14 protein-coding genes are annotated in these 12,134 nt (G+C 64.9%); 10 read left to right on the top strand and 4 right to left on the bottom strand.

What is annotated here, in order from left to right; genetic code table 11:
* Positions 1-16 precede the first annotated feature (16 nt).
* From gspG to gspD, 9 genes are read left to right on the top strand one after another with little or no spacing between them, the layout of a single operon-like run.
* Positions 17-442 (top strand): type II secretion system major pseudopilin GspG, encoded by a 426-nt coding sequence (gene gspG, locus HX818_RS29420; RefSeq protein WP_003209911.1) that lies wholly within the window; start codon positions 17-19, stop codon positions 440-442.
* On the top strand, positions 442-873 hold the full coding sequence (locus HX818_RS29415; RefSeq protein ID WP_003209913.1) for a type II secretion system protein: 432 nt from the start codon (positions 442-444) through the stop codon (positions 871-873). The genes gspG and HX818_RS29415 overlap by 1 nt, the downstream gene beginning before the upstream one ends.
* Positions 870-1,238: a type II secretion system protein gene (locus HX818_RS29410; RefSeq protein WP_008437204.1), complete on the top strand. Its 369-nt coding sequence runs from the start codon at positions 870-872 to the stop codon at positions 1,236-1,238. Before HX818_RS29415 ends, HX818_RS29410 begins: the two co-directional genes overlap by 4 nt.
* Positions 1,235-1,852 (top strand): prepilin-type N-terminal cleavage/methylation domain-containing protein, encoded by a 618-nt coding sequence (locus tag HX818_RS29405; RefSeq protein WP_177021244.1) that lies wholly within the window; start codon positions 1,235-1,237, stop codon positions 1,850-1,852. Before HX818_RS29410 ends, HX818_RS29405 begins: the two co-directional genes overlap by 4 nt.
* Positions 1,849-2,571 (top strand): general secretion pathway protein GspK, encoded by a 723-nt coding sequence (locus HX818_RS29400; RefSeq protein WP_177021243.1) that lies wholly within the window; start codon positions 1,849-1,851, stop codon positions 2,569-2,571. Before HX818_RS29405 ends, HX818_RS29400 begins: the two co-directional genes overlap by 4 nt.
* A complete protein-coding gene (locus HX818_RS29395; protein WP_177021242.1) occupies positions 2,568-3,608 on the top strand; it encodes a PilN domain-containing protein in 1,041 nt (346 codons plus the stop codon). Before HX818_RS29400 ends, HX818_RS29395 begins: the two co-directional genes overlap by 4 nt.
* A complete protein-coding gene (gene gspM / locus HX818_RS29390) occupies positions 3,583-4,194 on the top strand; it encodes a type II secretion system protein GspM (RefSeq protein WP_023659000.1) in 612 nt (203 codons plus the stop codon). The genes HX818_RS29395 and gspM overlap by 26 nt, the downstream gene beginning before the upstream one ends.
* Positions 4,191-4,715, top strand: a complete 525-nt coding sequence (locus tag HX818_RS29385; RefSeq protein WP_177021241.1) for a general secretion pathway protein GspN — start codon at positions 4,191-4,193, stop codon at positions 4,713-4,715. The genes gspM and HX818_RS29385 overlap by 4 nt, the downstream gene beginning before the upstream one ends.
* On the top strand, positions 4,712-6,910 hold the full coding sequence (gene gspD, locus HX818_RS29380; protein WP_177021240.1) for a type II secretion system secretin GspD: 2,199 nt from the start codon (positions 4,712-4,714) through the stop codon (positions 6,908-6,910). Before HX818_RS29385 ends, gspD begins: the two co-directional genes overlap by 4 nt.
* Positions 6,911-6,918: 8 nt before the next feature.
* Here gspD and HX818_RS29375 read toward each other — a convergent pair whose 3' ends face one another.
* The 4 genes from HX818_RS29375 to HX818_RS29360 all read right to left on the bottom strand — a co-directional run bounded on the left by HX818_RS29375 (position 6,919) and on the right by HX818_RS29360 (position 10,925).
* A complete protein-coding gene (locus tag HX818_RS29375; protein ID WP_003209925.1) occupies positions 6,919-7,581 on the bottom strand; it encodes an RraA family protein in 663 nt (220 codons plus the stop codon).
* A 26-nt stretch (positions 7,582-7,607) separates the two neighbouring features.
* Positions 7,608-8,945: an MFS transporter gene (locus HX818_RS29370; protein ID WP_023658999.1), complete on the bottom strand. Its 1,338-nt coding sequence runs from the start codon at positions 8,943-8,945 to the stop codon at positions 7,608-7,610.
* 103 nt (positions 8,946-9,048) lie between these two features.
* Positions 9,049-10,272, bottom strand: a complete 1,224-nt coding sequence (locus HX818_RS29365; protein WP_177021239.1) for a pyridoxal phosphate-dependent aminotransferase — start codon at positions 10,270-10,272, stop codon at positions 9,049-9,051.
* The gene (locus tag HX818_RS29360; protein WP_177021238.1) at positions 10,269-10,925 is read right to left on the bottom strand and encodes an RraA family protein; all 657 of its coding nucleotides are present in this window, start codon (positions 10,923-10,925) and stop codon (positions 10,269-10,271) included. The genes HX818_RS29365 and HX818_RS29360 overlap by 4 nt, the downstream gene beginning before the upstream one ends.
* A gap of 104 nt (positions 10,926-11,029) precedes the next feature.
* On the opposite strand from HX818_RS29360, the gene HX818_RS29355 reads away from it, so the two are divergent.
* A complete protein-coding gene (locus tag HX818_RS29355; protein WP_003209935.1) occupies positions 11,030-11,914 on the top strand; it encodes a LysR family transcriptional regulator in 885 nt (294 codons plus the stop codon).
* Positions 11,915-12,134 lie beyond the last annotated feature (220 nt).

The following is a 12,134-nucleotide window of genomic DNA, read 5'->3' as shown; positions in this document are numbered from 1 at the left end:
CCAAGGAAGCAAGCCGATGCGCCATACCCGTTTCAAACCCGCCCGCCGCCAAGGCGGTTTCACCTTGCTGGAAATGCTCGCGGTGATCGTGTTGCTGGGCATCGTCGCGACCATCGTGGTGCGCCAGGTGGGCGGCAACGTCGACAAGGGCAAATACGGCGCGGGCAAGGCGCAACTGGCCAGCCTGAGCATGAAGATCGAGAGCTACGGCCTGGACGTCGGCTCGCCACCCAAGACCCTCCAGCAATTGGTCGACAAGCCCGGCAACACCGCCGGCTGGGCCGGACCGTACGCCAAGCCCTCAGACCTCAAGGACCCGTTCGGCCATGCCTTCGGCTATCGCTTCCCCGGTGAACATGGCGCCTTCGACCTGATCTTCTACGGTCAGGACGGCCAGCCCGGCGGCGAAGGCTACAGCGCCGACCTGGGCAACTGGGAATAATGCCGGCCCTCCAACGCGGCTTTACCCTGCTGGAGATGCTGGTGGTGATCGTGTTGATCAGCATCGCGGCCGGGTTGGTGGGATTTGGCCTGCAACAAGGCCTGCGGGTAGCGAAAGAGCGCCAGGTGGTCGGGCAGATGGTGGATGCCCTGCGCAGCACACGGGCACGGGCGATTGTCAGCGGCAGGTCGGCCAAGACCGTCTTCGACTTGGCCCGGCTGAGCTTTCAGGCGCCGGGGCAACCCATCAAGCACTGGCCGGCCGATCTGCAAGTGACCCTGCACACCGCCGAACACGCAGGCGCTGCGGTGGAGTTTTACCCCGACGGCAGCTCTACCGGCGGCAACCTGTTATTGGCCAATGGCACGCGACGCTGGCGCATCGACGTCGGCTGGCTGACCGGCAGCGTGCAGTCCAGGGCATTGCCATGAAGCGTCAGTCGGGTTTCACCTTGCTGGAAATGCTCGCAGCGCTGACCCTCATGGCGATCTGCAGCACGGTGTTGCTGGTCGCGTTCGGCCAAAGCGCGCGCTCGTTGTTGCAGGTGGCCCACAGCGACCGCCTGACCCATACCGCCTTGAGCGTGATGGATCAGGAGGCGTCGGGGCCCCTGGCCAGTGGCGTGCGCGAGGGCGAGCTGGACGGCATTGCCTGGCAACTGCGCGTCGCCCAGCAGCCCACCCGCATCGGTCAGCCACATTTGTTTCGCCTCGATCTCAGCGTCAGCGAAGGTCCGCGCCGCGCAAATTTCAGTACCTTGAAACTGCGCGCCAGCCGCGACGGGAGCCTCCAGTGAAGCAGCAGCGGGGCTTCACGTTGCTCGAAGTCATGATCGTGCTCAGCCTGCTGGGCGTGTTGTTGGCCCTGGTGGGCGGCGCGCTCCTGGGAGCCAACCGTGCAGTACTCAAGGCGCAGCGCTACACCGTCAGCCTGGATGAAAGTCGCGCCGCGCAACAGTTCCTGCGCACCTCCATCAGCGAAGCATTGCCCCTCGACGTGACCGAGGACGACAGCCAGACCAACGGTTTTTTTGTCGGCGCTCCCCAGCGCCTGCAATTCGTCGCGACCTTGCCGGGCGTGCTCGGCGGCGGTATCCAGCGTTTCACCTTGCAGTTGACCGAGCGCGAGTTGCAGGTGGCGTTCGCACGGTTTGAGTCCAATGCCCAAGTGAGCGTGCCGGCCATCCGCAGCGAGCCGCAGGTGTTGCTGAAGAACGTCGACGATCTGCAATTCAGCTATCGCGGCCTGTCGCCCAAGGGCCAGGCCACCGGCTGGATCAGTAACTGGCCGTGGACCAAACGCCTGCCTTATGCGGTACGCATTGCAGCGCAGGTCAACGGACCGGTGCCGTGGGTCACCCAGGTGGTTGCCCTGCGGCTGAACCTCTCCAGCGGAGCATCAGGCGAATGAAGCGTCAGCGCGGCGTTGCGCTGCTGCTGGTGCTGTGGGTGCTGGCGTTGCTCAGCCTGCTGCTGGGCGGCCTGGCCGGGTGGGTACAACTGGAAAGTCGCCAGGCCCTGTGGCATCGCCAGCATACCCAGGCGTTGCTGGCGGCGGAGGCGGGTGTGGCGTTGGCCATGCAGGCCTTGGCCGACCCGCTGCAACGCAAGCAATGGATCGCCGACGGCCGTGAAATGCCGCTGGTATTTGATGATGCACAGCTTCACGTGAGCCTGCACAGCGAGCGCGGCAAGCTGTATTTGAACAGCGCCGAGGCCGCTGACTTTGCCCGCCTGGCCCTGGCCTGCGGCGCCACCCAGGCCCAGGCCGGCCGGCTCGCCAGGGACCTGGAAATGCGGCGCAACGCAGGCCTGGCGCCGTTCCGCGTGGTGGAGGAAGTGCGGCAATTGCCCGGCATGACGCAGGCGCTGTACAGCCGGCTGGCCCCGGAAATCAGTTTGTGGAGCGGCCTGGACCGGCCCGATCCCGCTTTCGCCAGCCCCTTGATGCGCCAGGCGCTGAACCTGCCCCGGCAGAGCGCAGTAGGGGCCGACCCCGGTGACGTGCTGGTGATCGACAGCCGCGCACAACGCCCCGGCGGTTACCACGCCCGGTTACGAACCACGGTTTTATTGAGCCCATCGGAGGGAAGCGCACAACCTTATCGGGTGCTGCGTTGGCAAGAATGAATCCATACCTTTCGGCGCCAGTGGCGCGCCTTCAACAGCTGGCCGAACCGCTCACCCGGCGCTGGCGCGGCAGCTTGCTGCAAGTGGGCTGGCGCCTGTGGCTAAAGGAACTGCGTGGCTGCCTGCCGGCGTGGCTGTCGGTCCGTGACATCCCCGAGCACCGCTACCACTGGCCGTTGACCGAGCCGGTGGCAAAACCTGCCGACGAGGTGCGCCAGGTGCTGGTGCTCGCGCCCTCGGCGGTGTTGCTGCAAACCCTGCAACTGCCTTTGGCGGCCGCGCGCAACCTGTCGACGGTGGTGGGTTATGAACTGGACCGCTTTACCCCGTTCGAAGCTGAACAGTTGTACTTCGTGGCCCGTCAGGAACGGCGCACCGCCACGCATTTGCAGGTGACCCTGGTGGCCATCCTGCGGGAGCGCCTGGATCAAATCCTGTTGGACTGCGCTGCTCTCGGCTTGCAGCCCCATGCGGTGGATGTGGACGGGCCAATGGGCATCGACCTGCTGCCGGCGCCGTTGCGCCCACGCCAGCGGCCGGCCGGGAAGGGCTTGCAACGCAACCTGCCCTGGCTGTGCGGCGCCTTGCTGATTGCCGCGATGCTGCTGTGGCTCAACGACCGCCAGCGGGTGCTCGACGTCATGCAGGCGCAGGTGCAACAACAGAAAGCCCAGGTCGCCGAGGTCCAGAGCCTGCGCCAGCAACTGCTCAATACCCGTGGCGCCGCGCAGTACCTGATTCGCCGCAAGTCGGCACAACCGCCGTTGGCGGCGTTGCTCAACGAGCTGACCGCCTGCCTGCCCGCCGATACCTGGATCGACCAGTTGGAGGTCAACAACGGCGCCGACGTGTCCTTCTCCGGGCAAAGCGCCAAGGCGAGTGCCCTGATCACCCGGATCAAGGCGTGCCACAGCCTGGAAAACCCCCAGTTCGAAGGGGTGATCCAACCCGATGCGCAAACCGGCAAGGATCAGTTTTCCCTGCGCGCCCACTTGCACCAGGAGGCCGCCGATGCGCCGACCACTGACACCCCGTGAGCGTCGCGGCGCCGCCTTGCTGGTCCTGGCGCTGGTGCTGGGCGGCGGTTACTGGCTGCTGATCGACAGCTGGTTCGCCGGGCCATTGCGTGCCATGGGCGAGCAGGCCGAACAGCTGCGCGAACAACAGCAACGCTATGCGGGCCTGCTGCACCAGGGCGCCGCCTTGCGTGAGCAACTGGAGCAAGCCCGCCAGGACCCGGCCAGCAGTACCAGCCTGTTGCCGGGGGATGACCCCAGCGCCGTGGCGGCGGACCTGATGCAGCGCATCGCCGACCTGATCAACAGCCGCGCCGGCCTCGGCGGCGGCTGCAGCCTGACCCAGCGCATGCCCATCACCCCGGAGCAGGACGACACCGAGCCCTATCGCCAGGTCAAAGTCAGCCTGACCCTCAACTGCGCCATCGAACCCTTGACCGCGATCCTGCATGAGCTGGAGTACCAGCGACCGTTCCTGTTCGTGGATGAAATGAGCGTCCGTCGCGGGCCGAATGCCCCCGCCAGCGGCGGTGCCGGAAAGCTGGTGGTGCACCTGTTGGTGCGCGGTTATCTGCAACCGGCAGCCGCCACGCAGGCCCGCCGATGATCAATTCATTGCGCCCCCTCGAGTGGGTGTTGCTCGGTGTGGCCGGGCTGCTGGGCCTGCTGATGGTGGGCATCTTGAGCAGCATCGGCGACGCGCCGCAGTGGCTGGATGAGCCTGCCTCCGCCGTGCGCGCCAATGCTTCGGCCAAGGTTCACGTGGCCCCGAGTGCGACCCTGGAAAGCCTCGCCGGCACCTGGCAGGCGCCGCTGTTCAGCCCCGACCGCAGCCCCGATGCCGCCGTTGGCCAGGCCGAGATTTCCAGCCTGTCGAGCCTGAAGCTGACCGGCGTGCTGCTCGACGGCGACCTGCGCGTCGCGCTGCTCAAGCGTGCCGACGGCCCGCCGCTCAAAGTCCAGCAAGGCCAGACTCTGCCCAACGGCTGGCGCCTGGAACACCTGACACCGCTGCACGCCCGTTTTGTGCTGGATGGCCGCACGCAAACCCTGAGCCTCAGCGTTCCGCGTTTGCCGCCGCCGTCCACCACACCACCGATTTCCCTTCCTCACGAGCCCGCCCCTTGATCGATACTTCCCCTAGCGCCTTGCGCACCAGCGTGTTTTGCCTGGCCACCGCCGTCGCCCTGGGCGGCTGTGGGTCATTCCCCGATCACCTCGACCCGGACGATGCCTTGCTTCACGAGGCGATGCAGGGCACCGGTTCGCAACGGCCGCCCGTGGACCCGGCCAGCGAGTCGCCTGCGGCCGACAGCCGCCAAGCCCAGGCGCCTACGCCGCCCCAGCGCCAGTTGATTCGCGGTAACCAGCAGTTCGTGCGCCAGCCCGCACCTGCGCCGGCGGTCAAGGATGAAGCCAGCGGCGACATCGTGTTCAACTTCGCCGACCAGCCGATTGAGGCGGTGATCAACAGCGTCATGGGCGACCTGCTGCACGAGAACTACAGCATCGCCCAGGGTGTGAAAGGCAACGTAAGCTTCTCCACCTCAAAGCCGGTGAGCAAGCAGCAGGCGCTGTCGATCCTCGAAACCCTGTTGTCCTGGACCGATAACGCGATGATCCGCCAGGGCCAGCGCTACGTGATCCTGCCCGCCAACCAAGCGGTGGCGGGCAAGCTGGTGCCGGAAATGAGCGTGTCGCAACCCTCCAGCGGGCTCTCGGCACGGCTGTTTCCGCTGCGCTATATCTCGGCCACGGAAATGCAGAAACTGCTCAAGCCGTTCGCCCGGGAAAACGCATTCCTGCTGGTGGACCCGGCACGCAACGTGCTGAGCCTGGCCGGTACGCCGGATGAGTTGGCCAACTATCAGGACACCATCGACACCTTCGATGTCGACTGGCTCAAGGGGATGTCGGTGGGGGTGTTCGGTTTGCAACGGGCCTCGGTGGCCGAGTTGATGCCCGAGCTGCAAAAAATGTTTGGCCCCGACAGCGGCATGCCCCTGGCGGGTATGGTGCGCTTCCTGCCCATCGAGCGGACCAATTCGGTGGTGGCGATCTCGTCCCAGCCGCAGTACCTCAGTGAAGTTGGCGACTGGATTCACACCATCGATGAGGGCGGCGGCAACGAGCCGCAGATGTACGTCTACGACGTGCGCAACATGAAGGCCACGGACCTCGCCAAATACCTGCGGCAGATCTACGGCACCGGCGCGATCAAGGACGATGCGCCGGCCCAGGTGGCGCCGGGGCTGCGCACGGCGACCTTGTCGTCACTCAACACCAGCGGCGGCACCTCGGGTGGCTTGAACAACAGCAGCAATAGCCCGCCCGTCAGTGACGATGAGGACCAGGCCCCGGCCGCCAGCGAAGACGGTGAAAATGCAGAGCCGGGCGCTGCCAAAAGCCTCGACGCCGGCACCCGGATCACCGCGCAAAAAAGCAGTAACCAGTTGCTGGTACGCACCCGACCGGTGCAGTGGAAGGAGATCGAATCGGCGATCAAGCGCCTCGACAACCCGCCGCTGCAAGTGCAGATCGAGACGCGCATCCTCGAAGTCAAACTCACCGGCGAACTGGACCTCGGGGTGCAATGGTACCTGGGCCGCCTGGCGGGCAACTCCACCAGCACCACGGTAGCCAATACCCCTGGCAGCCAGGGCGCCCTGGGTGGCGGCGGTGCGGGATTGGGCGCGGATTCGCTGTTCTATTCCTTCGTCAGCTCTAACCTGCAAGTGGCCTTGCACGCCCTGGAAACCAACGGCCGCACCCAGGTGCTGTCGGCGCCATCGCTGGTGGTGATGAACAACCAGCCTGCGCAGATCCAGGTGGGTGACAACATCCCCATCAGCCAGACCACGGTCAACACCGGCAACGCCGACAGCACCTTGAGCAGCGTCGAATACGTGCAGACCGGGGTGATCCTCGACGTGGTGCCGCGGATCAACCCGGGCGGCCTGGTGTACATGGACATCCAGCAACAGGTCAGCGACGCCGAGAACCAAACCACCAACAGCAGCGACACACCCAACAACCCGCGTATCTCCACGCGCTCGGTGTCGACCCAGGTGGCGGTGCAAAGCGGCCAGACCGTGTTGCTCGGCGGGTTGATCAAGCAGGACAACGCCGAGAGCGTCAGCGCCGTGCCGTACCTGGGGAAAATCCCCGGGCTGCGCTGGTTGTTTGGCAACACCAGCAAGTCCAGGGATCGCACCGAGTTGATCGTGCTGATCACGCCGAGGGTGATCACCAGCAGCGGTCAGGCGCGGCAGGTGACGGATGACTACCGCCAGCAGATGCAGCTGTTGCGACCGGCCAACTGAAGGACCTTTCAGCCCTTGCGTTGCAGGGTGTGATAACCCAGCGCCGCCCGTGCTTCACGCAGGGATTTGCCTTCATCGAGCAGCGCCCGGATACGCGCTTCCACCGCTTCAATCGAGCGTGCGCACGCCGCCACTTCATGGGCCCGCTCGCGCGGCACGATCACCACGCCATTGGCGTCGGCCACCACGATGTCCCGGGCGCACACCCGGGCCTGGCCGATGGACACCGGCTGGTTTACTGCTTCCACTTCAACCCGGTCCTTGCCCGTGCGCATGAACCGGCCCTTGGTGAACAGCGGGTAGCCGTCGCCCAGGGCCTTGCTCACGTCGCGGCACACGCCATCGATCACCGTCGCGGCGATCCGCTGGCTGCCGGCGTACTGGGTCATGATGTCGCCCCACACCGTGCAGTCGGTGCGTCCGTCGTTGTCGATCACCACCACATCGCCTTCGGCCACGTCATCGATAAAGTCGCCTACGGTGCCCGGCGGGGTGCTGGCGCTGACGTAGCGCACGGTGAAGGCCGGGCCGACCACCACCTGGCGATAGTTGTCCAGGGGCATGATTCCCAGGCATTGGCCGGGCAGGCCTAGCTTGTCCAGGGCGTCGGACACGCCCGGGGTGTCCAGGCCGGCAAACAGGGCAACCAATTCTTGGTCTTGGGGTGACATGGATAACTCCTCGTGGTGGTGACAAATCAGGTCGGGTGGCTGGAGGCCGGGCGGGGCTCGGCAATGGTCAGCAAAATGATGAAGCTGATGAACGAGCCGATCGCCAGCCAGGCAAATACGTAGTTCCAGCCGTAGTTGTCCAGCAGCAGGCCGGTGATGAAGGGCGTTGCAGCGGCGCCGAGCTGGCCGATCATGTTCACGATGGCGTTGGAGATCGGGAAGGTCTTCTTGGTGGTCAGGCCCATCGGGTAGACCATGTAGGACGAGAAGCCGAGGCTCAGCACCACGCCGGTCAGCATCAGCAGCAAACCGTAGGGCAGGGGCTCGGCCGGTGAATTGATCAGCAGGTACATCATCAACGAGGTGCCGACCGCCGACAGCAACATGCCCGGCTTGCGGCGCCCGCCCATCAGGCGGTCCGAGCAGAAACCGCCCAGCAGGTTGCCCAGCACCGCGCCCACCCAGGGCGCTGCCGAGACCAGGCCCATGTTCATGATCGAAAACTGCTTGACGGTCATCAGGTAGGTGGGAATCCACGCCAGCAGCACGCTGGAGACACCGAGCTGGAAGCAGTAGCTGGTGGCGCACCCCCAGATATTCCATGAGGTGAAAACCTGACGGTTGGTTTCCAGGGGCTTTTCATCGCGGGTGCGGATCACCCGGTCGAGCTTTTTCACCCACGCCGGCGTCTTGTGCACACGGGCGGTCTGGGCGATTGCGGTGTCTTCGACGATGTATTGAAGTTCGGCCTGGTTGACGAAGCGGCTGCGGGACGGATGGTCGGTGACCAGGAAGTACCAGACCACCGCCAGCACGATGCCCGGGATCGCAAAGAAGTAGAAAATCTCGCGCCAGCCCCACACCGAAATGATCACGGCGCACAGCGGCGGCACGATCACCGGTCCGAACTTCACGGCCGATAAAAAGATCCCCGACGCGGTGCCTTTTTCCCGTGCCGGAAACCAGTTGTTGATGGTGGTGGTCATGCTGATGGGCAGCGGGCCTTCGGCGATGCCCAGGCCCAGGCGATAGAGTTTCAGCGCCAGCAGTGAGCTGGCGGTGCCTACCAGGCCGGTCAGCAACGAGGTCAGCACCATGGCCCCCGGCAGGATCCGGCTGACGCCAAAGCGCCCGAAGGCAAAGCCCGACGGCAGTTGTGCCAGGGCGTAAGCCAGCAGGAACAGGCTGACCAGGCCACCGGCCTGGGCGTTGCTCATTGCAAATTCCTGGCGAATGAACGGCAGCGCCACGCCGAGGTTGGCCCGGTCGGCGGCGGCCACGGTGTAGATCAGGAAAATCAGCGCAGCAACCACCCAGCGGTATTGGCTGCGCACAGCGGGTTTTATGACTTCAGGCATAGACATGGGGGCGGACCTTGTTGTTGTGAGTGTTGTCCTGTTCGGCCTTAATCTTAAGAAGGGGCGCACGCCACCATTAGCGATATTTATCTATGTGAATTCATCACTTTTATTCTTCTGCCAGCAAGCTGCTGCAGAAGCCGCGGATTGCCTCGCACGCCTGGCGCAACGATTTGTCATCCAGGGCATAGGCGATGCGGATGTATGGCCCCAGGCCAAAGGCGCTGCCATGCACCACGGCTACATTGGCCTCATCCAGCAGCGCCAGGGCCACGTCTTCATCGCTGCGCAGCAGCCGCCCGCCCGCCGAGGTGCGCCCGATCAGCACGGCGCATGAGGCGAACGCGTAGAACGCGCCGGCGGGGCTGATGCACGTCAGGCCTGGCGTGTCGTTCAGCAACTGGACCATCAAGTCCCGGCGCGCCTGGAACACCCGGCGGCTGTCGCGGATGAAATCCCTGGGGCCTTCCAGTGCCGCGAGGGCCGCCTGTTGCGAGATCGAACAGGCGCCGGAGGTCTGCTGGCCCTGGAGTTTTTCCATGGCCTCCAGCAGCCAGCGTGGGCCGGTGGCGAAACCGATGCGCCAGCCGGTCATGGCGTAGGCCTTGGACACGCCGTTCATGGTCAATGTGCGTGGTGCCAAACGCGGCTCAACCTGGGCCAGGGTATGAAAGGCCTGGCCGTCGAAGATCAGGTGCTCGTAAATGTCATCGGCCAGGATCAGCACCTGCGGGTGGGCCAGCAGCACCTCGGCGAGTGCCCGCAAGTCGTCTTGGCTGTACACCGCACCGGTGGGGTTGGACGGTGAGTTGAGGATCAGCCAGCGCGTCTGCGGGGTCATTGCAGCGGCCAGGGCCTCGGGTGTCAGCTTGAAACCGCTGTCGGCATCACAGGTGACGATGCGCGCTTCGCCGCCGCACAGTTGCACCATCTCCGGGTAACTGACCCAGTACGGCGCGGGCACGATCACCTCGTCGCCTTCATTGAGGGTGGCTGCCAGGGCGTTGTAGATCACCTGCTTGCCGCCGTTGCACACGAGGGTGTCCTGCCAGGACACGTCCAGGCCGTTTTCGCGCCGGAACTTCGCCGCCACCGCCTCCCGCAGGGCCCGCGCACCGGCCACCTGGGTGTAGCGGGTATGCCCGGTTTCAATGGCCTGGATCGCGGCTTCGCGGATATGCGCCGGGGTGTCGAAATCCGGTTCGCCGGCGCACAGCGAGATAATCTGCGCGCCTTGCGCCCGGCGTTCGGCGACGCGGTCCATGATGCGATAGGTGGCAGACGGTTGTGCGCTGGCCAGGCGCTGGTTCAGCCGCTGGATATCGGCGCTCATCGGCTGATCGCCTCAAACTGTGCGTCGTGCATCACCTCGACCACCGAGCGCCCGCTGCGCACGGCCTGCACCATGCCGTCCTGGCGGCGGGCAATGCGCTCGCCCAGGTCCAGGACCTTTTCGATCACCGCCTGGGCCACGAATACCGTGCCGCAGGTATCGGCAATCACGTAGTCGTCCTCGCTGACGCACACGCCAGCGACGCTGAGGGTCACGCCGGCGTCGAGCTGCACCACGCGGTTGCGCGCGCTGATCATGGTCACGCCGCGTCCGTACACCGGATAGCCGATGGCTTCGCTGCCGTCGATATCGCGGCTGAAACCATCAATCACCGTACCGCGTATGTGTTTGCGCAACGCCGCGTTGGCGATGATGTCGCCCCAGCTGGAAATGCCCTCGATACCGCCGGCAATCACCAGCACCCGGTCGCGGGTTTCGATCTGTTCGATCACCGGCGTGATCAAATGCACGGTGGGGGCGATGTCAGACTTGGGGCCGAGCAGTACGGTACTGGCGCGGCCAATGATCTTCGGGCAGTTCCACAATGGGCGCAGGCCCACGGTGGCGCCGGGCAGGCCGAGGAAGTCGAGGGCGTCGGACACGGTGTTGGTGTCCAGTGCGGCCAGGCGGTCGAGCAAACGGTCAGGGGTCATGGGCAAGCCTCGGGTGACGGAGGCGGCCAGTGTCAGGCAGTGCCTATGATAGGTATATTACGAAGTACAGAAGCCTTGCATACGCTTAACCTATGGATAAGACCATGATCAACTTTCGCCTGATTCGTCACCTCTGGTTGTTCCTGGCCGTGGCTGAAGAGCAGAACTTTGGCCGTGCGGCCAAGCGCCTCGGCATGTCCCAGCCACCACTGAGCGAGCAGATCCAGGTGCTGGAGCAGGCGCTCAAGGTCAAGCTGTTCGACCGCTCCCGACGGGGGGCCAAGCTGACTCCGGTGGGCGCGGCGATCCTGCCGGCGGTGCGCAAGTTCGCCGAGCAGCTGGAGCGCCTGGAACTCGCCGTGGAAGAAGCGGTGGCGGGGCAGTCGGGGATGTTGACCATCGGCGCGATTTCCACGGCGATGTTTGATGTGCTGCCGGGGTTGATCGAGCAACTGAAGCTTGATTACCCGCAGCTCACGGTGTCGGTGCGGGAAATCGACAGCGTCGAGGCGTTGCCGGCGCTGGAGGCCGGGGATATCGACCTGGCGTTTGCCCGGCTGGATGGTGACCTTGGGGCTTCGGTGCAGTCATTGCCGCTGACGGAGGACCGGCTGGTAGTGGCGCTGCCGGTGGATCATCCGTTGGCGAGTCGTACGCGGATCAGTTTGTCGAGCCTGGCGAATGAGCCGTTGGTGATGTTTTCGCGCAACGTCAGTCCGGTGTATTTCGACAATTTGATCGCGACCTGTCGTGCCAGCGGGTTTTCGCCTCGGGTGCTGCATGAAGTGCGGTCGGTGGCTTCGCAGATCGCGTTTGTCAGCTATGGGCAGGGTATTGCGTTGGTGCCGGCGTCGTTGAAGAAGCTGGCGCCGGCCAATGTGGTGTTTCGGGCGTTGAGCCAGAAGCTCAATGTGGTGACCACGGCCGTCGCCTGGAATACCCAGCGGCCGAACCCGGTGGTGGAGGCGGTGATCGCGCGGTTTCGCTAGGGGTTGGGGTTGAGTACATATCCGTTATTTAGGTAACGGCGGCTTATGGTTCCGCTCTTACAGCGGGTCACTTTTGGCAAACGCCCGGAATGCCGGCCCAGCCAAAAGTAACCAAAAGGTCTTTGCCCCACCACTCGGTGCCTCGCCTAGGCTCGGCATGCCCGCACTCCGGCCCGGTTCCGCGGGCCGCCGCGACGGGCCATCCATGGCCCGGCGCGGC

The sequence above is a fragment of the Pseudomonas sp. F9001 genome (genome assembly GCF_013385435.1).
In the GTDB taxonomy this organism is placed as follows: domain Bacteria; phylum Pseudomonadota; class Gammaproteobacteria; order Pseudomonadales; family Pseudomonadaceae; genus Aquipseudomonas.
The sequence above is the reverse complement of the archived record's forward strand: the minus strand, read 5'-3'. Positions and strand labels throughout refer to the sequence as shown.